Origin of the sequence: Micromonospora sp. TSRI0369 (assembly GCF_001905625.1) — a bacterium.
In the GTDB taxonomy this organism is placed as follows: domain Bacteria; phylum Actinomycetota; class Actinomycetes; order Mycobacteriales; family Micromonosporaceae; genus Micromonospora; species Micromonospora echinospora_A.
Genome location: NZ_LIVU01000005.1, coordinates 419,897 through 440,292 on the forward strand (window position 1 = coordinate 419,897; position 20,396 = coordinate 440,292).

Consider the following 20,396-nt stretch of genomic DNA (forward strand, 5'->3'; position numbering starts at 1 on the left):
TGTCTGTCGTCACACGGGGTGAGATGCCATGCCCAAGCGGGTAGTCACGGAACCGGCACGAGACCGGGGGCCCGCGATCCTCGCGCCGGCCCGGTTCGGGGGCTTCCCCGGGCCCGTACGGGAAGCGGTGAAGGGCAACGCGCTGTGGCGGTTGCTGCGCACCACCGACGCCAAGCAGATCGGCCTGCTCTATCTGATCACGTCGTTCGCGTACTTCATCGTCGGCGGGATCCTGGCGCTGGTCATCCGGGCGGAGCTGGCCCGGCCGGGGATGCAGATCGTCTCCCCCGAGCAGTACAACCAGATGTTCACCATGCACGGCACGGTGATGCTGCTGCTGTTCGCCACCCCGCTGTTCTTCGGGTTCGCCAACTACCTGGTGCCGCTGCAGATCGGCGCCGCCGACGTGGCGTTCCCCCGGCTGAACGCGTTCGCGTACTGGCTCTACTTCCTGGGCGCGCTGATGGTGGTGGGCGGCTTCGCCACCCCGGCCGGCGCGGCGGACTTCGGCTGGACCGCGTACACGCCGTTGAGCACCGCGCAGCACTCCCCCGGCGTCGGCGCGAACCTGTGGGTGGTCGGCCTGGCCGTGTCCGGCCTGGGCACGATCCTCGGCGCGGTCAACCTGATCACCACGATCGTGACGCTGCGCGCTCCCGGCATGACGATGTTCCGGATGCCGATCTTCACCTGGAACGCGCTGCTCACCAGCGTCCTGGTGATCTTCGTGTTCCCGCTGCTGGCCGCCGCGCTGCTGGCGCTGGCCTCGGACCGGCTGCTGCACTCGCACGTGTACGACGCGACGACCGGCGGGCCGATGCTCTGGCAGCACCTGTTCTGGTTCTTCGGCCACCCCGAGGTCTACATCATCGCGCTGCCGTTCTTCGGCATCATCACCGAGATCATCCCGGTGTTCTCCCGCAAGCCGATCTTCGGCTACACCGGCCTGGTGCTGGCCACGATCGCCATCACCGTGCTGTCGATGACGGTCTGGGCGCACCACATGTTCGCCACCGGGCAGGTGCTGCTGCCGTTCTTCAGCATCCTGAGCTTCCTGATCGCGGTGCCCACCGGGGTGAAGTTCTTCAACTGGATCGGCACCATGTGGAAGGGCCAGATCACGTTCGAGACGCCGATGCTGTTCGCCGTCGGCTTCCTGGTGACGTTCCTGCTCGGCGGCCTGACCGGGGTGCTGCTGGCCAGCCCGCCGCTGGACTTCCACGTCACCGACAGCTACTTCGTGGTGGCGCACTTCCACTACGTGATGTTCGGGACCATCGTGTTCGCCGCGTTCGGCGGGCTCTACTTCTGGTTCCCCAAGATGACCGGGCGGCTGCTCGACGAGCGGCTGGGCAAGATGCACTTCTGGACCATGTTCATCGGCTTCCACGCCACGTTCCTGGTGCAGCACTGGCTGGGCAACGAGGGCATGCCGCGCCGGTACGCCGACTACCTGCCCGGCGACGGCTTCACCACGCTGAACACGATCTCCAGCATCGGCTCGTTCGTGCTCGGCGCGTCCACCCTGTTCGTGATCTGGAACATCTGGAAGTCGTGGCGGTACGGCGCGCTGGTCACCGTGGACGACCCGTGGGGCTTCGGCAACTCGCTGGAGTGGGCCACCACGTGCCCGCCGCCGCTGCGCAACTTCGACCGGATGCCGCGCATCCGCTCCGAGCGGCCGGCGTTCGACCTCAAGTACGGTCCGCTCGTCTCCGACCTGGGCCGGGACCTGCCGCAGCGCACCACGAAGCCGCCGCAGACGTTCCGGGAGGAGTTGCACCACGAGCACCACGTGCCGGAGTCGCCGTCGGCCGGCGGCGCGTACGGCGCGCCCGAGGCGGTGGACTACCAGCCCGCGCCGCAGTCCGGCGCCCGGCCGGTGGAGGTGCCGGCGCCGGAGGAGGTGCGCCGGCCCAGCTTCGAGGAGACCGACGAGCCGGAGGGCAGCGCCCTCAACGCCGAACGCGACGAGCAGCCCAACGACAGGTGGCGGCACCCGCGCGGGCACGGGGACACCCCGGAGAACTGAGACGAAGCACGAGGGCCGGCGCCGTGCGGGCGCCGGCCCTCGCCGTACGCCACGCGCCGGCTCCCCGTCGTGGGGAGCCGGCGCGACACGTCCGTGCGACGGGTCAGTCGGCGGCCGGCAGTCCGGCAGCGGTCAGCGAGCGGCGCACCGCCGGCTGCACCCGGGTCAGCCGCAGCGGCACCCCGGTACGCGCGGCGGCGTCCCGCCCTGCCATCAGCGCGGCGATCCCGCCGGCGTCGAAGCCACCCGCACCGACCAGGTCCACCACGACCTCGCGAGGCTGCCCGGTGACCGCCTTGAGCACGGCCCGGCGCAGCTGGTCCGCGCCGGCCCGGTCGACCTCGCCGCCGACCTCGACGACCACCCGGTCGCCGTTCTGCTTCACCGAGATGCGGGCCTTCGCCGGCTCGGCCTCGGCGGCGCCGTTCTGCCAGGGCGGCGGCGCTTCGGCCAGCATCGCCTGGCGCAGCCAGGTCAGCGCCCGCGACAGCAGCCGGGACACGTGCATCTGCGAGATGCCGAACCGGGCGGCGATCTCCGCCTGGGTCTGGTTGCCGTAGAAGCGCATCGCCAGGATGCGGCGCTCCCGCCAGGGCAGCCGGTGCAGCAGGCCGCTCACAGTCACCCGGTCGTCCACCGACTCCAGCGCGTGGTCGGACTCGCCGACCAGGTCACCGAACTCGGCGGAGCTCTCCCCGCCGACGGGCGCGTTGAGCGACGCCGGGCTGTAGCCGGCGGCCGACTCCAGCGCGGCCAGGATCTCCTCCTCCGGCGTCTCCAGCCGGGCGGACAGCTCCGCCACCGTGGGGGCGCGGGACAGCTCGCTGGTGAGCGTCGCCGTCGCCTGCCCGACCTCCAGGATCAGGTCCCGCAGCCGGCGCGGCACGTGCACGCCCCAGGTGCGGTCGCGGAAGTGCCGTTTGATCTCGCCGACGATGGTGATCGCCGCGTACGCGGTGAACGAGCCCCGTTCCGGGTCGTACCTGTCGACGGCGTTGACCAGCCCGAGACGGGCCACCTGCTCCAGGTCCTCCAGCGGTTCGCCGCGTCCCCGGTAGCGCCGGGCCAGCCGGCCGGCGAACGGCAACGCGAACCGGACCAGGTCGTCCCGCGCCTCCTGCCGCCGTTCCGGTGGCAGTCCCTCGATCCGGGCCGCGTACGCGAGCGCCGCGGCGTCCAGGTCCTCCAGGCCCCGGTCGGTGGTCGGTGGTGTGGGTGTGGTGGTCTGTCCGAACATCCGCGCCCCCCTCGCCGAAGGTCCCCGCCCGGTCGTAACCGGTCGTGCGCGTGGTCGGACCACGCACCGGGTGAGGAAGTTGGGTTACGTGACGGAGTACGTCGAAAGCGGTGGCCGTTCGCCGCACGGCGTCGTGGGCCGTTCCGCGGCGAGCGTTCTTCCCGCTACGTACGTACTCAATCACGGACCGCAGGATCGCGAGGATGTTTCGCCAGGATGCCCGGCGCGCCGTCACCGACGGGCGCGTCAGCAGACCAGCAGGCCCTGGTGGGCACCGGCGTCGCGGAGCGCGGCGAGGGCGTCGGCCATCCGCAACGGCGGCGGCGCGGGCAGGTCGCAGGGCTGGTTGCGCAACACCTCCGTGGCACGTCGGGTGGGTACCGAGGCGACCGGGTACCCGCGCGCGGCACCCCGGTCCAGCGCCCGCCGGCGGCGCCCGAACCCCGCCACGGCGAGCCACTGCGGCAGCCCCGCGTGCGCGGGCGAACGCAGGCCGGGCGGCTCGGCCAGCACGTCCACCGAGCTGAACGGCTCGCTGCCGGCCAGCCACCACTCGACTCCAGCCACCCGGCGCGCGGTGGCGTTCTCGCACCAGTAGGGCACCAGACCGGCCCGCAGCACCTGTCCCGGATCGAGCAGCCGCCCGCACTCCACCACCAGCCGGTCCCCGGTCTTGCCGGCCCGCCGCAGCCAGCGCCGGTACAGGTCGGCGGTCACCGCGCTCAGCGCGTCCGGCTGCGGCACGACCACCCGGTGCAGCGGATGCCCGTGCCGATCGCCCCAGGAGCGGGCGTCGTGCTCGAAACCGGACTCCACGCCGTGTTCGGCGAACGCGCCCGCCACCGTCACCTCCGGCGCCGCCCAGCGCGCCTCGTCCCCGCCGGCCGCGCGCAGCACCTGGCCCAGCGCGCGGGCGTCGGGGTGGAAGTCGACCGGGTCCAGCCCGCCGGCCGGGCAGCCGGCCTGGAAGCTGTGCCCGTCGCCGCCGTCGCGCACCGGCCAGGTCCGGGCGTCGTGCAGCAGCAGCACCGGTGCCGCCGGTTCCAGCCGGTCGGCCAGGAAACGCGCGTACGCCCGCGGCAGCGCGCGCCAGCGGACCGCGAACGTCACCACCGCGCCCGCCGCCGCGCCCCGGCTGGCCGGGCAGTGCACCTGCCGTACGTGCACCCTGGGGTTGCCGGTGAGCAGCCGGTCGGCCAGCGGGACCCCGTGGTCGAACGCCGCGTCCGGGCGGTCCACCGCGCCCCGGCTCCACTGGGCGGCGATCTCGAAGCCGGCCGGCAGCCAGGGCACGCCCAGCGCCACCGCGAGGTGGGCGGCGGCGCCGTGCGGCGAACCGAGCACCACGCCGGGCCAGCGCCGGTCCGGGTACTGCCCGGCGAACCATCCGGCCACCCGCTCGGCGTCCACGGCGGCGACCTGGGCGGCGGTGAGCGCGGCACGCCCGGCGGCTCGGACGGCGGCGGCGCGGCGTACCGGCTCGGGCGCGCCGGTGAGGCGGGACAGCGCACGCGGGTGGCCGAGGTCGCCGCAGTCGTCGCCGCGCAGCGCCCGGGCGGTCACGGCGACCAGGGTGCGGGCGGCGCTGCCGGCCGCCACCACCCGCTCCGCGGGCAGCCCAGCGCCGCTGACCGGCGTCCGTTCGACTCGTTCGCTCACCACGCGGCCCGGCTTCCCGTCCCTCTGGGGTCTAAACGGGGCATCTCCCCACTGGTGAGGACCAAGGCCCGCCCCATGGCCGCACCGCCCGCGGCACCCAGGTACGCCGTCGCGCCGCGCGCCCGCCCTCGCGGGCGCAACGGCGCTCGGATGCGGGTTTGGGCCGGAGCGGGACGGGCACTGCACGGCGCATGCCCGACGACGAGAGCACCCCGGCGGCGACCATCACCCCGTACCGGGACGGACCACTGCTGGTGCGCGGCGACTTCGCGCTCGTCACGCCCGACGGGACGCCGATCGAGACGCGCCGGGGCACGGTGGCGCTGTGCCGGTGCGGCAAGAGCGCGATCAAGCCGTTCTGCGACGGCACGCACAAGGTCGCGGGCTTCCGGGCCGGCAGCGACCGCGAGGCCTGATCCCCGCCCGCCCTCTCGCCTCGCCGATCTTGCACTTCGGGACCCGGAAAACCCTCCCGAAGCGGGCAATCAGGGGGCCAGGACTGCAAGATCGCGGGGGTAGGGGGCGCGGGGGTAGGGGGCGCGGGGGTCAGGCGGCGGCGAGGGCGTGGGCGGGTGGGCGCAGCGAGGACTGCCCGGACGACCAGGCGTCGAGGAGATGCGCGGCGAACAGGGCGTCCACGGCCAGCGCGGCGGCGGCGCCGAACAGCACGTCGGACGCGAGCGCCGGCTCGGCCCGGACCAGCCCGCCGCACATGTCGTGGGCGGCGATCTGCTCGTGCACGGCGTCGGCCTCGACGTGCTCGTCGTAGAAGCGCGTGGCCACCGCGTCGAAGCCGAGCCGGCGCAGCCCGTTGCCGTAGCGGCGGTTCGGCAGCGACGAGGTCATCTCGTACGCGGCCAGGTGCCCGAGCAGCGCCCCGCGCAGCCGCCGGTGCAGCCCGAACAGCGACATCAGGTTGTTCGTCGCCAGCGTCACCGCCGGAACCCGGTCCAGATGGGCGGCGTAGCCGGTGTCCAGGCCGAGCCGGTCCATCGTGGTGCGGAACAGCTCGGCGTGCATCCGGTCCAGCCGGCCGTTGCCGTACTCGTCGGTCTGGATCTCCACGAGCGCCGCCTTCGCCGGACCGCCGAGGCGCGGCAGCGCCCAGCTGTGCGGGTCGGCCTCGCGCAGGTGGTAGATCGAGCGGTGCGTCACGAACTCGCGGAACTGGTCGAGGTCGGCCCGGCGTTGCAGCGTGGCCGCCAGCGGCGGGCCGTCGTCGGCGCTCACCACGTCGGTGAGCGCCGCGGGCAGGGCGGCCGGCAGCACCGCCGGCAGCGGGCCGGCCAGTTGCCTCAGCGCGGCCTCGAACGGCCGCTCGGCGCGGGCGCGCAGCGCCAGCAGCGACGGCTCCCACTCCCACGCCTCGTCGACGCCGGACCAGCCCCGGTAGTGCAGCTCGTAGCAGAGGAACAGGGTGAGCTGGAGGTCCTCGTCGGTCAGCGGCGCGGCCACCGCGCCGAACTCGGCGCCCAGCCCGGCGGGCAGCTCGCCGGGTGTCCCGTTCAGGGCGGTGAGCAGCGCGGCGGAGACCGGGCCGCGGGCGGCCGGCAGCGGGGCGGGGCCGTAGCGACGGCCGGCGGCGACGGACATGGGACCTCCCGGGACTGTTGTGCCTGGTCGCAGTGCCCCGGCGTGATCCGGCTAAACGACCTCGTCGGCCGCAATGGCCTCGGTCTGGATCACCCGCTCCCGCACCCGGCGGGCGGCGTCCCCGTCGGTCACCAGGCCACGCAGGTCGGCAAGCGCCGGTTCGGGCGCCTCCAGCGGCACGGCCGGGTCCACCACCGCCTCCAGGAGGGCCGGCCGGTCGGCCGCGAGCACCTCGTCCCAGGCGGGTCCGACCAGGTCGGGCCGGTCCACCCGGACGCCGTGCAACCCGAGCAGGCGGGCCCACCCGGCGTACGGCACGTCGGAGCGCCGCCCCCCGGGCGTCCGCCCGGCGCCCACGCCGGAGTGGTCCCGGTTGTTCAGCACCAGCACGACCAGGCGGGGATCGCGCCACCGCGTCCAGTGGTGGGCCACCGTGATCAGCTCGGCCAGGCCGTTGAGCTGCATCGCGCCGTCGCCGAGCAGCGCGAGCACCGGCTCGTCCGGGCGGGCCAGCTTGGCCGCGACCGCGTACGGCAGCGCGCAGCCCATCGAGCCGAGCGTGCCGCACAGCTGCGCCTGCACCCCCGGCGGCAGCTCCAGGTGCCGGGCGTACCAGTAGATGACCGAGCCGACGTCGACGGCGACCCCGGCGTGCCGGGGCAGCCGGGCGGACAGCTCGCGGAGCACGAGCTGCGGGTTGACCGGCTCGGCCGGGGCGGCGGCGCGCTCGGCGGCGGTCTCCCGCCACCGGTCCACCATCTTCTCCACCATGCCGCGCCACTCGCGCTGGGGCTGGTCGGGTACCCGGGTGAGCAGCGCCCGCAGCGTCTCGGCGGCGTCGCCGACCAGCGGCACGTCCACCGGGTAGCGGGTGCCGATGCGCCGGCCGTCGATGTCGATCTGGATGGTGCGCACCTGTCCCGGCATCGGGAACCAGTCGGTCCACGGGTCGTTCGTGCCGATCATCAGCAGCGTGTCGCAGCCGCCCATGAGCTGCGCGGCGGCGGTGGTGCCGACCTCGCCGAGCACGCCGGTGTGGAACGGCAGCCGCTCGTCGAGCACCGGCTTGCCGAGCAGCGACGTGGCCACGCCCGCGCCGAGCCGGTCGGCCAGCGCGACGATCTCCTCGGCCGCGCCGTGCGCGCCCTGACCGACCAGCACCGCCACCCGCCGCCCGTTGCCGAGCAGCGAGGCGGCGGCGTCCAGGTCGGCGTCGTGCGGCAGCACCCGGGCCAGCGGCTCGCCGGGCGTCGCGGTGACCACCCCGGCGGTCTGTGGCAGCAGGTCCGGCACGGCGGTGACCTGCAACGCGCGCGGCAGCACGACGCAGGTCGGGCTGCGGGTCGCGGCGGCGGTGCGGAACGCCTGGTCCAGCAGCGCCGGCACCTGCTCGGGCCGGCGGCCGTAGCGGACGAACTGGTTGCACACGTCGCCGAAGAGCCGGCTCAGCCCGATCTCCTCGTGCGCGCCGCCGAGCGGGCCGGTGACGTCCTCGCCGATGATCGCGACCACCGCCTTGCTGTCCAGCTTGGCGTCGTAGAGCCCGTTGAGCAGGTGCACCGCGCTGGGCCCCTGGGTCGCCAGGCACACCCCGACGCCGCCGGTGAACTTCGCGTGCCCGGTGGCCATGTACGAGGCGGTCTCCTCGTGCCGGGCGGGGACGAAAGCCGGGTCCCCGCCCGCGTCGTCGAGCGCGCCCACCAGCGGGGCGATCGCCGCGCCCGGACAGCCGAACACCCGCGGCACCCGCCAGGCCCGCAGGCGTTCGACCACCAGGTCGGCGACGATGCGCTCAGCCATTACCCCGCCCCGGCGTGCTCGCGTCGACGTAGCGCAGCACCGCGCCGACCCCGTCGGTCAGCTCCGGCGCCTCCTCCGGCGCGAGCACCGTCAGGTCCGCGTCGGTGCCGATCAGCGCGCGCAGCAGCGCGGCGTCGGCGCGTACCCGCTGGGGGTCGGCCACGGACATGTCCGCCAGCTGGCCCGGGTCGGTGGCGATCTCGGTCGGCTCGGGGCCCACCCACAGCTCGCCGTCGGCGGACGGATCGTCCACGATGAGCATGGTGTCGACCTGGTTGCGTTGCAGCGCGGAGACCACGGCGTCGAGGCCGGCGCCGACGTCCTCCTGCACGCCGAAGCGGTCCAGGGCGGCGGTGACGCGCTGGTCGGCAACCTCGGCGACGGTCTGCGCCGTGATGTCGTCCATCAGCGTGTCGTCCGCGCCGACGTCGCGGGAGCCGGCGTCGGTGCGGACCAGCACGTCCTGCCACCGTTCCGGCAGCTGGGCGGCGATCATCCCGGTGGCCCGGATGTCCCCGGCCACCACCACCACGTCCGCGCCGACCCGCTCGGCGAGGTCGGCGGTGGCCGCGGCGGCGTCACCGGCGTTCTGGTGCCACGCCTCCATGGCGGCGCGCTGGTAGCGCGACTGCGACCAGCCGCCCGGCTGCACGCGCCGCAGCTGCCGGCTCTGCGCGCCGGTGACGTGGGCGCGGCGGGGCACGCCGCCGGCGCTCACCGCCATCGCGTCCGCGCCGGTGCGGTCGGCAAGCACCCGCACCCAGGCCACCTGCTCGCCGCGCTGGGCGACGAGTGGCATGGTGTGCGGCAGCGCCGACCAGCTCGCCAGGTCACGCAGTGGCGGCGCGGACAGGTACTCGGTGAGCACCACGCGGCCCCGGGTGGCGAAGACGGCGATGCCGTAGTCACCGGGCATCGGCTGGTGCCGGCGGACTACCTCCTCCACCGCCTCGACGGTGACCGGGTCGGCGCCCTGGCTCAGCAGGTCGCCCTTGAGGGCCCGCCAGCGCAGGTCGACCTGCGCTCGCGCGTCCTGGGTGTCGCGGGAGGCGTCCATGTACACCGAGCACCAGGGCCCGGGACGGTTGTAGAGCGGGCGCAGGAAGGACAGCTGCATGCTCGACCCCTTTCCGGCTCGGCCGCACGCATACCCGCGCCCCGGCGGAGTTCACCTGCCGGCTTCCCGGGCGTGACCAGTGTTCATTCACGTCGTTCAACTCCACGGGTCGATACCATCTGTGCACGGATCGGAACTCTCGGTGGTGAACATGGACACGGAGCTGTACACCCGACGCGTCGTCCACCCGGCGGAGCGCGTCGTCACCGGCCGTCTGGTCCGGTTGATGGAGGGCTACGCCCGGGAGGTACGGGTCGCGCAGCCGGCGCTGGTCGCGGTGCTGACCGCCGCGGGGGTGGTGGGGCTGCTGCTCAAGGTGGTGCGCGCGTTGCTCAGCAGCGGTGGCGGCGGGGCCCGGCGCAGCTTCAAGGAGCTGAAGAAGGGCCCGGAGTTCCTGGTCACCCCGGTCCGGGTACGCGAGGCGAGCGGCCGGCTGGTCGAGGTCGAGCTGCACGGCCACCTGCCGCAGAGCGCGCTGCACCCCGGCGACCACGTCCAGCTCACGCTGCGGGCCCAGCGCGACGCGGACCTGGCGCCCCGCATCGAGCGGATCGTCAATCTGACCACCGGTCAGCTGCTGCGTCCGCGTACCGCCACACTCTGGTCACACCTGGGTCCGGCGCTGCTGTTGCAGGCCATGCTGGGCGCCGTGCTGCTGTTCGGCGTGGCCGCCTGCTCGGCGCTGACCTAGGTTTCCCCGTCGTCGGAGGTGGGCACCGCTGCGGCCATGTTCGCAGGATTCACGCTCAGCGAGATCGACGTGGGGCCGGTACGCCTGCGCGTGCGCCACGGCGGCTCCGGGCCACCGGTGGTGCTGCTGCACGGGCACCCGCGTACCCATGCGACCTGGCACCGGGTGGCGCCGCGGCTGGCCGCGCGGCACACGGTGATCTGCCCGGACCTGCGCGGTTACGGCGGCTCGTCGAAGCCGCCGAGCGACCCGGAGCACACGGTCTACTCGAAGCGGGCGATGGCCGCGGACGTGGTCGGGCTGCTCGACGCGCTCGGCCACCGCCGCGCCGCCGTGATCGGTCACGACCGCGGGGCGTACGTGGCCATGCGGACCGCCCTTGACCACCCGGACCGGGTGAGCCGCCTCGGGGTGCTGGACGGGGTGCCGATCGGCGAGGCGCTGGCCCGCTGCGACGCCCGGTTCGCGGCCCGCTGGTGGCACTGGTTCTTCCTCGGTCAGCTCGCCAAGCCGGCCGAGCGGGTCATAAACGCCGATCCCGACGCCTGGTACGGCGGCTCACCGCAGGAGATGGGCGAGCAGGCGTACGCCGACTACCGGCGCGCCATCGGTGATCCGGCGACAGTGCACGCCATGTGCGAGGACTACCGGGCCGGGCTCGGGCCGGACCGGGCGGCGGACGACGCGGACCGGGCCGCCGGGCGCCGGATCGGCTGCCCGGTGCTGTTCGCCTGGTCCGAGCGTGACGACATGGTCGACCTGTACGGCGACCCGGCCGCCATCTGGCGGGACTGGGCCGACGACGTGCGGACCGCCTCGATCCCGTCCGGGCACCACATGGCCGAGGAGGCGCCGCACGAGCTGACCGACGTGCTGGCCGGGTTCCTCGCGGAGGACCTCCCCGCGGTCAGCGACCGGCGGGGGTGAGCGGCCGTTCGACGACAGGCGGCGCGTCGAGCAGTCCCCGGCGGCGCGCCCAGCGCTCGAACAGCACCGTGGCGAACGGCGGCACCGCGCTGGCCAGGGCCAGCCCGGTCTGCACGAGCGTCCAGCGACGCCGCAGGGCCACGACGAGCGTGAGCAGGCCGTAGACCACGAACAACGCGCCGTGGATCGGGCCGAAGATCTTCACGCCGATCTCGTTGCCGGGCGGGCCGTACTTGACCGCCATGCCGGCCAGCAGCGCCGCCCACGAGCATCCCTCGGCGAACGCCGCCACCACGAACGCCCGGATCCACCCGTCGCGCATCAGCCACTCCCCTTCGCGCCGTCGGCGGCCATGCTAGCCGCCCGGTCCGGGCCGTCCGGACGGAACCCGCGGGCCCGCGACGGGGATCACCGGGGCCGCCACGGGGTAGAGAAAAGGCCTGGCGGACCTTTCCTGACCCGCCACTCCGTGCGAGGTTGGGAAGAACCAACTGTGACAGGGCGGTGACCATGGGCGAGGACGTCGGCGTGCGTACCTTCAGCCGGGAGGACCGGGCCCGCTATCGCGAGAAGGTCCGGCGGTGCCTGGACGTCTTCGCCGAGATGCTGCGCGAGTCCCGGTTCGACGTGGAGCGGCCGATGACCGGCCTGGAGATCGAGCTGAACCTGGTCGACGACGACTTCGACCCGGCCATGCGCAACGCCGACGTGCTGGAGGCGATCGCCGACCCGGCGTTCCAGACCGAGCTGGGCCAGTTCAACGTCGAGATCAACGTCGAGCCGCGACGGCTCGCCGGCACCGGCACCGCCGCGTTCGAGGAGCACGTGCGGGCCAGCCTGAACGCCGCCGAGTCCAAGGCCCGCACGGTGGGCGCGCACATGGTGATGGTCGGCATCCTGCCGACGCTGCGCCCGGAGCACCTGACCGCCGAGACGCTGTCGGCCAATCCCCGGTACGCGCTGCTGAACGAGCAGATCTTCGCCGCCCGGGGCGAGGATCTGCCGATCTCGATCAGCGGGGTGGAGCGGCTGGCCACCACCGCCGACACGATCACGCCGGAGGCGGCCTGCACCAGCACCCAGTTCCACCTCCAGGTCAGCCCGGCGCAGTTCGCCGACTACTGGAACTCCGCCCAGGCGATCGCCGGCATCCAGGTGGCGCTCGGCGCGAACTCCCCGCTGTTCTTCGGCCGGGAGCTGTGGCGCGAGACCCGGGTGCCGCTGTTCCAGCAGGCCACCGACACCCGGGCGGAGGAGATCAAGGCCCAGGGGGTACGCCCGCGGGTGTGGTTCGGGGAACGCTGGATCACCTCGGTGTTCGACCTGTTCGAGGAGAACGTGCGCTACTTCCCGGCGCTGCTGCCGGTCTGCGACCCGGAGGACCCGGCGACCACGCTGCACAGCGGCGGGGTGCCGAAGCTGGCCGAACTGCGGCTGCACAACGGCACCATCTACCGGTGGAACCGGCCGGTCTACGACGTGCTGAAGGGCCGCCCGCACCTGCGGGTGGAGAACCGGGTGCTGCCGGCCGGGCCGACGGTGCTGGACACGGTCGCCAACGGCGCGTTCTACTTCGGCCTGGTACGGGCGCTCGCCGAGTCCGACCGGCCGCTGTGGTCGCAGATGTCGTTCAGCGCGGCCGAGGAGAACTTCAACGCCTGCGCCCGGCACGGCATCGACGCGCAGGTGTACTGGCCCGGGCTGGGCTACCTGCCGGTGACCGAGCTGGTGCTGCGCCGGTTGCTGCCGCTGGCCCACCACGGGCTGGACCGGTGGGGCCTGGACCCGGCGGAACGGGACCGGCTGCTCGGCATCGTCGAGCAGCGTTGCCTGACCGGCCGCAACGGCGCGACCTGGCAGGTGGAGACGCTGCACCGGCTGGAGTCGGCCGACCACCTGGACCGGCCGGCGGCGCTGCGCGAGGTGGTCCGCCACTACGTCGATCTGATGCACAGCAACCGGCCCGTGCACGAGTGGCCCATCCCCTGAGCCGGGCGTCCCGTCAGCGCAACGCGGTCACCGTCGCCCGCGCGGCCTGGGCGACCAGGGCGTCGTCGGGCTTCGCGTCGCGGCTGTCGTGGCTGGTCAGGACGGCGAGCACGATAGGCGCCCCGTCCGGGGGCCATACCACGGCGATGTCGTTGCGGGTGCCGTACCCGCCGGTGCCCGACTTGTCGGCCACCTGCCAGCCGGCCGGCGTGCCGGCCCGGACCAGGGCGCTGCCGGTGGTGCTCGCGCGCATCCAGCCCAGCAGCAGGTCACGGTCCGCGGGCGGCAGGGCGTCGCCCAGCGTGTACGCCCGCAGCGAGCCGACGAGCGCGCGGGGCGTGCTGGTGTCGCGCGTGTCGCCGGGTGTGGCCGCGTTGAGTTCCGGCTCGGTGCGGACCGGCCGGGTGACCCGGTCACCGGCGTCCCGCAGCGCCCGTGCGAAGCCGGCCGGGCCGCCGAGCGCGTCGAACAGCAGGTTGCCGGCGGTGTTGTCGCTGTGCCGCACCGCCGCCTCGGCGGCGTCCCGCAGCGTGATCCCGGTGTCCACGTGCCGTTCGGTCACCGGTGAGTGCGCCACCAGGTCGGCGCGCCGGTATCGGAGCACGCGGTCCCGGTCGGCGTCGGACGTGGCGGCCAGCACCGCGCCGGCGGCGAGCGCCTTGCACGTCGAGGCGTACGCGAACCGCTCGTCGGCCCGGTGGGCGAGGGTGCGGCCGGTGCCGGTGTCGACGGCGTAGACGCCGATGCGGGCGCCGAAGCGCCGCTCCAGCGCCGCCAGCTCGGCCGGCGCGGGTACCGGCTCGGCGCTCGGCGTGGCGCTCGGCGTGGGTGCGGTCGGGGCGCTGGTGGACGGCGCGGCTTCGGGCTGGTCCCTTGTGCAGCCGGCCACCAGGGCCGTCGCCGTGAGCATCGCCGCCGCGAGCATCTGCCGTCGGATCACCCGTTTCCTCCCCCGTCGTCCGGACCACGCCGTTCTCGGATCATTGTCGCCGATCCCGCCGGGCCGGTGGTCCGCCGCCACGGCGGCGCTGTGGCTCGCCGCCTTGGCCGCCCCTGCGGCTCGCCGCCTCGGCCGGCGCGGTGGCCCGCCGACCAGCGGGCAGGTCAGCCCGCGACGGCGGCGAACGTGACAGCGCCCGCCGCGGCCAGGGGCAGCGCCACCGCGGCGGCCAGCAGCCGCACCCGGGCGGACCGGCCGATCAGCACCACGAGCAGCGCGGCGAGCCCGAGGTCGATGGCGACGTTCCACCACACGCCGGGATAGTCCGACCGCGACTTCAGCGCGAACCGCAGCGCCTCCTCGACGAACACGGCCACCGGCAGCGCGGTCCCCACGACGCGCCGCCATCCGTCGGTGCGCGCCCAGATTCCGGCGACACCGAACGCCACGCCCGCCACCACGCCGAACGCCATCCAGATGAACGAGGTGAGCGCCCAGATCACGGCGAGGTCGTCGCCCTGCAGCAGCGTCGCCGCCAGGTAGTAGCTGGGCACCGCGACGATCAGCAACACGCTGGCGGCCACGGCGGCGCGTACCGCGCCCGACCGGATCCACCAGCCCAGCGCGAACGCGGCCACCGCCCACGTGGCTGTGGAGTTGCCCAGTTCGGCGAACGGGAACGGCACCCGCTTGATCCAGACGAAGTCCAGGAAGCCGAGCAGGAATCCGGCGACGGGTACGACAAACGCGACGGCGCGACGCGAGGGTGGCATGCATGCGAGCTTACATACTCGGTATGCTCTCCTCGTCGACAGGGCGGCCCTACGAGGCGAGGCGCCGCTCGGACGGCGCGAGACGCACCGCGTCGTCGGAGTGGTTGATCTCCGACCACACCGCGTCGAGGGAGAGGCCGAGGACGTCGGCGATCGCGGCGATGGTGGGGAACGCCGGGGTGGCTACCCGGCCGGACTCGATCTTCCGGAGCGTCTCCGGGGAGACACCCGCGTCGAGCGCGGTGAGCAGCATGGATCGCTCACCCCGGGCACGGCGCAGGAGCGCGCCGAGGCGCTGCCCGCGCTCGACCTCGGCGGGGGTGAGGGGCAACCGGACCATGCCGAGATTCTAATACCGGGATAACATGACCGGGATACTTATTGGTCGCGCGAGGAAGGCGCCTGCATGATCGAGATCCTGAGCCCCACCGACGTACGGCGGGCGCGGGACACCGGCGCCCTGGTCGCCCACATCCTTCAGACGCTGCGCAGCCGGACCACTGTCGGCACCAACCTGCTCGACATCGACAGGCAGGCCCAGCGCATGATCGTCGAGGCCGGGGCGCAGTCCTGCTACGTCGACTACGAGCCGTCCTTCGGGCGCGGGCCGTTCGGCCACTACATCTGCACCTCGGTCAACGACGCGGTGCTGCACGGGCTGCCGCACGACTACGCGCTCGCCGACGGCGACCTGCTGAGCCTCGACCTGGCCGTCAGCCTCGGCGGAGTGGTGGCCGACTCCGCGATCAGCTTCCTCGTCGGCGACGCCCGGCCCGCGGAGAGCGTCGCGCTGATCGACGCGACGGAGCGCGCGTTGCAGGCCGGGATCGCCGCCGCCGGTCCCGGCGCCCGGGTCGGCGACCTCTCGCACGCCATCGGATCGGTCCTCACCGCGGCCGGATACTCGGTGAACACCGAGTTCGGGGGCCACGGCGTCGGGTCGACGATGCACCAGGACCCGCACGTGTCGAACACCGGGCGGCCCGGGCGCGGGTACAAGTTGCGCCCCGGGCTGCTGCTGGCGCTGGAGCCGTGGGTGATGGCGGACACCGCCACGCTGGTCACCGACGCCGACGGGTGGACGCTGCGCAGCGCGACCGGCTGCCGTACCGCGCACAGCGAGCACACCATCGCCATCACCGACGACGGCGCGGAGATCCTGACGCTGCCGAGGTCGTGACCCGGGCCCGACCCGAGGCCCTGGTCACGCGGGCGCGCACCGCTCCCGCAGCCTGGGGACTCCGGGCCCGGCGAGGTCGTCGCAGTACGCGGCCCGCCCGGCCATCGCCATCATCAGCGCCACAGTGGTGCCGCTGACCAGCGGGCCGTCGCCGGCGGTGAACGGCCCGTCGGTCGCCTCCACCCGCAGGCCGTCGATGGCGCTGCGCCCGGCGACCGTGAAGTCCCGCCCGGCGTAGAACCGGGCGACCGGCGTGACCGCCTCGACCGGGGGCGTCCGGGTCAGGCCGAGCGGACGCCGGATGTCCTGGGCGTGCACGACCACCTCACCGAGCCACGCCTCGGTCGGCCCGAACGTCGACGTGGTGCTGCCGATGATCCGCCGGAACCGGTCGAGCGTCTCCCCCGGGTCGGCGCCCCGGTGCTCGGCCAGCCGGCGGTCGTTGTGCAGGTCGAAGTCGAACCGGGCGCCGAGCACGCTGGCGACCCAGCGGGCGCGGCCGACGCTCGCCGCCGCGGTGAGGTGCGCGACCACCTCCTGCACCGTCCACCGGCCGCACAGCGAGCGCCGCGCCCACTGCGCCGCGTCGAGACCGGCGAGATCGTCGGCCAGGGCGGCGCGCTCGGCGTGCGCGAGCGCCCACAGCTCGCGGCGGGTCAGCGTGTCGGACATGAAACCTCCAGGGTCGGGTCGTCGGAGGTAGGACCGCGCTCCCAGGACGAACTCACCGCTCCGCCGATCTTGGAGTTGTGGTGGTTCGCAAATCTGGCATCGGCGACCTTCGAGGCGCCACAACTCCAAGATCGGCGCTGAGGGCGGGGGCTGCACGTTTGCTGCACGTCCGCTGAACGCTCGCCGGTGACGCTTCTCGCACACACCAACCGCAAGGGAGAAGCGTCATGTCACACAAGTTCCTCTCCACCGCCCGTACCACCGCCTCGGTGGTCGGGGCGCTCGTCCTGGCCGCCGCGGGCCTGGCCGGCGCCACCCCGGCGTCGGCGGCCTACATCGTCCCCGCCGACTGCGGCCCCTACTCCGGGGCACCGGTGCCGGCCGGATACAGCCAGCAGAACGTGCCGGTGGGCGGGCGCTACGTCAGCACCAACGCCAACAGCCGGGAGTTCATCATCGGCACGACCGCTCGCGACGTCATCGTCGGAAGCGTCTACGACGACATCATCTGCGGCCTCGCCGGCAACGACGACATCAAGGCCAACACCGGCGACGACATCGTCTACGGCGGCCTGACCGGCGACGACATCTGGGGCGATCTCGGCAACGACAACCTCCACGGTGACGGCGGCACCGACACCATCCACGGTGACCGGTTCATCGGGCCCAGCGCCCTGGACGGCAACGACCGCGTGGACGGCGGCAGCAACGACGACCACCTCTACGGCGACCAGGGCGTGGACACCCTGGTCGGCGGCCCCGGCTGGGACGACGGCAACTGCGGACCGGACGCGGTGATCGACGATGTCAGGCCCACCCTGGATGTCCCGATCAACTGCCCGTGATCCCGCCGGCACGGCGGTCCGCGCACCGGGATACCGGGAACGCGGACCGTCGCGCTGCTGCCTGTCGGATCGTCGTCACGCCCGGTCCGACCAGCACCACCCAGGGCTAGCGTGACAGTCCGTGGCGGTGGAGTTCCGGGTGCTCGGCGACCTGGACGTCCGGATCGACGGCCGGGCGGTCCGGATCGGTCACGCCCGTCAACAGTGCGTCCTCGCCGCTCTGCTGGTCGAGCCCAACCGGGTCGTCGCGACCGGGCAACTCATCAGCCGGGTCTGGGGCGACGAGGTGCCGGACGGGGCCGGCGCCACGCTGCGTGGCTACCTGTCGCGACTCCGGCAGGCGCTGGCCGACACGGACGACGTCCGTATCGTCCGGCGCCATCCCGGCTACCTGCTCGCCGTCGACCCGGACCGCGTCGACCTGCACCGCTTCCGCGCGCTGACCGAGCAGGCCCGGCGCGCCGGGGACGACGCGACGGCGATCGGCTGCCTGGAGCGGGCGCTGGGGCTCTGGCGCGGCGAGGCGTTCGACGGGCTGACCACGCCGTGGCTGGCGGCCTACCGACAGACCCTCGACCGGCAGCGACTCGCGGCCGCGCTGGACCGAAACGACATCGCGCTGCGCCGGGGCGCGCACGCCCGCATCCTTCCCGACGTCCTGGATCTGAGCGGCCGGTACCCGTGGGACGAGCGCCTGGCGGCGCAGGCGATGCTCGCGTTGTACCGGTGCGGACGGCAGGCCGACGCGCTGGACCACTTCCACCGGCTACGCCGGAGGCTGGCCGCCGAGATCGGCGCCGACCCCAGCCCGCCGCTGGCGCAGCTCTACCAGCAGATCCTCACCGCCGACGCGGCGATCGCACCACCGGACTCGCCGGGCCGCGACGAAGCAAGCGCGACGGCCACCGGCACGGCACAGGACGCGGGCACCGTGCCCCGGCAACTGCCCGCGTCGCCGGGCGTCTTCGCCGGCCGGACCGCCCAGCTCGCGCGCCTCGACGAACAACTCGCCGACGCGGGACACCCGGACGGTGCCGGGTCACCGGTGGTGATCTCGTCCATCGGCGGCGGCGGTGGCGTCGGAAAGACCTGGCTCGCGCTGCGCTGGGCGCACGCCAACGCCGGCCGCTTCCCCGACGGGCAGCTCTACGTCAACCTGCGCGGCTTCGACCCGACCTCGGACCCGGTGAAATGGCCGGACGCGGTGCGCGGCTTCCTCGAGGCGCTCGGCGTCGAACCGGCGCGCGTACCGGCCGATCCGGAGGCCCAGGCGTCGCTGTACCGCACGCTCGTCGCCGGACGCCGGCTGCTGGTGGTCCTCGACGACGCCCGCGACGCCGCCACAGTGATCCCGCTGCTGCCGGGCACCCCCACCAGCGCGGTCCTGGTGACCAGCCGACGGCAGCTGGCCGGTCTCGTCACCACCCACGGCGCGCGACCGCTGCCGCTGGACGTGCTGCCCGACGACGAGGCCCGCGAGCTGATCGTCCGGCAGGTGGGCGCCGCGCGGGTGGCGGGACAGCCGGACGCCGTCGCGGACATCCTGCGGTTCTGCGGGGGCCTGCCGCTGGCTCTCGGGATCGTGGCGGCCCGCGCCGCGCTCAACCCCGAACTGGCCCTGTCGTCCGTAGCGGCCGAGCTGACCTCAGCGGTCAGCCCGCTGGACGCGCTGGCCGGCGACGAGGTGACGACGAACCTGCGGGTGGTGCTGTCCCGCTCGCTGGCGGCGCTCACCCCGGCCGCGGCGGAGGTGTTCGCGCTGCTCGGCCTCGCCCCGGGCCCGGACATCGGCCGGGCCGCGGCAGCCAGCCTGACCGCCCGTACGCCGGACGAGCTGCGCCCGCCGCTGCGCGAGCTGGTCGACGCGCACCTGGTGCAGCAGCACGTCGCCGGCCGGTACCGCATGCACGACCTGGTCCGGAGCTTCGCCGTCGAGAGGGCGAGCGGCGACCCGGCCGGTTCCCGGTCCGCGTTGCGCCGGCTGGTCGACCACCACCTGCACACCGCGCACGCGGCCGCGCTGCTGCTGTCCCCGCAGCGCGACCCGCTGACCCTGGCGCCCGCCGCGCCGGGGGTGACAGCCGAACGGCTCGACGACCTGGCGGCGGCGCTGGCCTGGTTCACCGGCGAGCACCAGGTGCTCCTCGCGATCATCGAGTACGCCGCCGGAAACGGCCTCGACGTCGCCACCGGGCAGCTCTCGTGGACCCTGGCCACCTACTTCGACAGGCAGGGCCACTGGCACGACTGGGCCGCTGTGGCCCGCCGGGCGGTCGAGGCGACCGGGCGCTCGGGCGACCGCCCGGCACAGGCGCAGGCGCACCGGCTCCTGGCCGGGGCCTGCTCGAACCTCGGCCGGCACGCCGAGGCGCAGCGCAACCTGCTCGCCGCGCTGGACCTGTTCGCCGCGCTGGGCGACGACGAGGGGCGGGCACACACCCACTTCGACCTCAGCATGCTGCACGACCGGCAGCGGCAGCCCCGGGAGGCCCTGCCGCACGCGCGCCGCAGTCTCGCCCTCTACGAACGGGTCGGGAGCCCGCTCAAGCAGGCGGTGGCGCTCAACGCGATCGGCTGGTACCACTCGCAGCTCGGCGAGCACCACGACGCGATCACCTTCTGCCGCCGCGCGCTCGCCCTGTCCGAGCAGGCCGGGAGCGCGTACGGGCAGGCGAACACGTGGGACAGCATCGGCTTCGCCCACCACCACCTCGGCGAGTACGAGCAGGCCGTCGACTGCTACCGGCAGGCCCTCGCCCTGTTCGCCGAGATCGGTGACCGGCACGCCGAAGGCATCGTGCTGGACCACCTCGGCGACACGTGGGCCGCGGCCGGGCGGGCGGACGCGGCCCGGGACGCCTGGCGGCGGTCACTCGCGCTGTACGAGGAGCTCGGTCACGCCGACGCCGAGGCGGTACGGCGCAAACTCCACCGGTGAGCC

At 74.1% G+C, this 20,396-nt stretch carries 18 protein-coding genes; 8 read left to right on the forward strand and 10 right to left on the reverse strand.

Features of this window, described 5'->3' with window-relative positions; genetic code table 11:
* Positions 1-28 precede the first annotated feature (28 nt).
* A complete protein-coding gene (gene ctaD, locus AMK25_RS19250) occupies positions 29-2,032 on the forward strand; it encodes an aa3-type cytochrome oxidase subunit I (RefSeq protein WP_073829721.1) in 2,004 nt (667 codons plus the stop codon).
* A gap of 103 nt (positions 2,033-2,135) precedes the next feature.
* Here ctaD and AMK25_RS19255 read toward each other — a convergent pair whose 3' ends face one another.
* A complete protein-coding gene (locus AMK25_RS19255) occupies positions 2,136-3,269 on the reverse strand; it encodes a SigB/SigF/SigG family RNA polymerase sigma factor (RefSeq protein ID WP_064446137.1) in 1,134 nt (377 codons plus the stop codon).
* A 246-nt stretch (positions 3,270-3,515) separates the two neighbouring features.
* A complete protein-coding gene (locus tag AMK25_RS19260) occupies positions 3,516-4,931 on the reverse strand; it encodes a hypothetical protein (protein ID WP_073829722.1) in 1,416 nt (471 codons plus the stop codon).
* Positions 4,932-5,119: 188 nt separating this feature from the next.
* Here AMK25_RS19260 and AMK25_RS19265 point away from each other — a divergent pair, with 188 nt between their 5' ends.
* Entirely contained in the window at positions 5,120-5,344 is a 225-nt protein-coding gene (locus AMK25_RS19265) for a CDGSH iron-sulfur domain-containing protein (protein WP_073829723.1), read from the forward strand.
* A 130-nt stretch (positions 5,345-5,474) separates the two neighbouring features.
* On the opposite strand, the gene AMK25_RS19270 is transcribed toward AMK25_RS19265, so the two are convergent.
* From AMK25_RS19270 to AMK25_RS19280, 3 genes are read right to left on the reverse strand one after another with little or no spacing between them, the layout of a single operon-like run.
* Positions 5,475-6,521: an iron-containing redox enzyme family protein gene (locus AMK25_RS19270; protein ID WP_073829724.1), complete on the reverse strand. Its 1,047-nt coding sequence runs from the start codon at positions 6,519-6,521 to the stop codon at positions 5,475-5,477.
* A gap of 51 nt (positions 6,522-6,572) precedes the next feature.
* Positions 6,573-8,321 (reverse strand): thiamine pyrophosphate-binding protein, encoded by a 1,749-nt coding sequence (locus AMK25_RS19275; RefSeq protein ID WP_073829725.1) that lies wholly within the window; start codon positions 8,319-8,321, stop codon positions 6,573-6,575.
* A complete protein-coding gene (locus AMK25_RS19280; protein WP_073829726.1) occupies positions 8,314-9,438 on the reverse strand; it encodes a baeRF2 domain-containing protein in 1,125 nt (374 codons plus the stop codon). The genes AMK25_RS19275 and AMK25_RS19280 overlap by 8 nt, the downstream gene beginning before the upstream one ends.
* Positions 9,439-9,589: 151 nt before the next feature.
* Between AMK25_RS19280 and AMK25_RS19285 the strand changes: the two genes are divergently transcribed.
* Together AMK25_RS19285 and AMK25_RS19290 are read left to right on the forward strand one after the other, a co-directional pair.
* The gene (locus tag AMK25_RS19285) at positions 9,590-10,129 is read left to right on the forward strand and encodes a hypothetical protein (protein WP_073830033.1); all 540 of its coding nucleotides are present in this window, start codon (positions 9,590-9,592) and stop codon (positions 10,127-10,129) included.
* A gap of 36 nt (positions 10,130-10,165) precedes the next feature.
* Positions 10,166-11,056: an alpha/beta fold hydrolase gene (locus tag AMK25_RS19290; protein ID WP_073829727.1), complete on the forward strand. Its 891-nt coding sequence runs from the start codon at positions 10,166-10,168 to the stop codon at positions 11,054-11,056.
* Here the strand turns inward: AMK25_RS19290 and AMK25_RS19295 are convergent.
* Entirely contained in the window at positions 11,037-11,378 is a 342-nt protein-coding gene (locus AMK25_RS19295) for a DUF3817 domain-containing protein (RefSeq protein WP_073829728.1), read from the reverse strand. The genes AMK25_RS19290 and AMK25_RS19295 overlap by 20 nt on opposite strands.
* Before the next feature lie 188 nt (positions 11,379-11,566).
* Here AMK25_RS19295 and AMK25_RS19300 point away from each other — a divergent pair, with 188 nt between their 5' ends.
* On the forward strand, positions 11,567-13,045 hold the full coding sequence (locus tag AMK25_RS19300; protein ID WP_073830035.1) for a glutamate--cysteine ligase: 1,479 nt from the start codon (positions 11,567-11,569) through the stop codon (positions 13,043-13,045).
* A 13-nt stretch (positions 13,046-13,058) separates the two neighbouring features.
* Here AMK25_RS19300 and bla read toward each other — a convergent pair whose 3' ends face one another.
* The 3 genes from bla to AMK25_RS19315 form a co-directional block, all read right to left on the reverse strand.
* Positions 13,059-13,970, reverse strand: a complete 912-nt coding sequence (gene bla / locus AMK25_RS19305) for a class A beta-lactamase (protein WP_073830034.1) — start codon at positions 13,968-13,970, stop codon at positions 13,059-13,061.
* Between the two features lie 179 nt (positions 13,971-14,149).
* Positions 14,150-14,758 carry a DUF6518 family protein gene (locus tag AMK25_RS19310; protein WP_073829729.1) on the reverse strand — a complete coding sequence of 203 codons (609 nt, stop codon included), beginning with the start codon at positions 14,756-14,758 and terminating at the stop codon, positions 14,150-14,152.
* Positions 14,759-14,807: 49 nt separating this feature from the next.
* A complete protein-coding gene (locus AMK25_RS19315; RefSeq protein WP_073829730.1) occupies positions 14,808-15,098 on the reverse strand; it encodes a helix-turn-helix domain-containing protein in 291 nt (96 codons plus the stop codon).
* A gap of 66 nt (positions 15,099-15,164) precedes the next feature.
* On the opposite strand from AMK25_RS19315, the gene map reads away from it, so the two are divergent.
* Entirely contained in the window at positions 15,165-15,938 is a 774-nt protein-coding gene (gene map, locus AMK25_RS19320; RefSeq protein ID WP_073829731.1) for a type I methionyl aminopeptidase, read from the forward strand.
* Positions 15,939-15,962: 24 nt separating this feature from the next.
* On the opposite strand, the gene AMK25_RS19325 is transcribed toward map, so the two are convergent.
* A complete protein-coding gene (locus AMK25_RS19325; protein ID WP_073829732.1) occupies positions 15,963-16,610 on the reverse strand; it encodes a maleylpyruvate isomerase family mycothiol-dependent enzyme in 648 nt (215 codons plus the stop codon).
* 227 nt (positions 16,611-16,837) lie between these two features.
* Here AMK25_RS19325 and AMK25_RS19330 point away from each other — a divergent pair, with 227 nt between their 5' ends.
* Together AMK25_RS19330 and AMK25_RS19335 are read left to right on the forward strand one after the other, a co-directional pair.
* Positions 16,838-17,455 carry a calcium-binding protein gene (locus AMK25_RS19330; RefSeq protein ID WP_073829733.1) on the forward strand — a complete coding sequence of 206 codons (618 nt, stop codon included), beginning with the start codon at positions 16,838-16,840 and terminating at the stop codon, positions 17,453-17,455.
* 121 nt (positions 17,456-17,576) lie between these two features.
* Positions 17,577-20,393 (forward strand): AfsR/SARP family transcriptional regulator, encoded by a 2,817-nt coding sequence (locus AMK25_RS19335; RefSeq protein ID WP_073829734.1) that lies wholly within the window; start codon positions 17,577-17,579, stop codon positions 20,391-20,393.
* Positions 20,394-20,396: the final 3 nt, after the last annotated feature.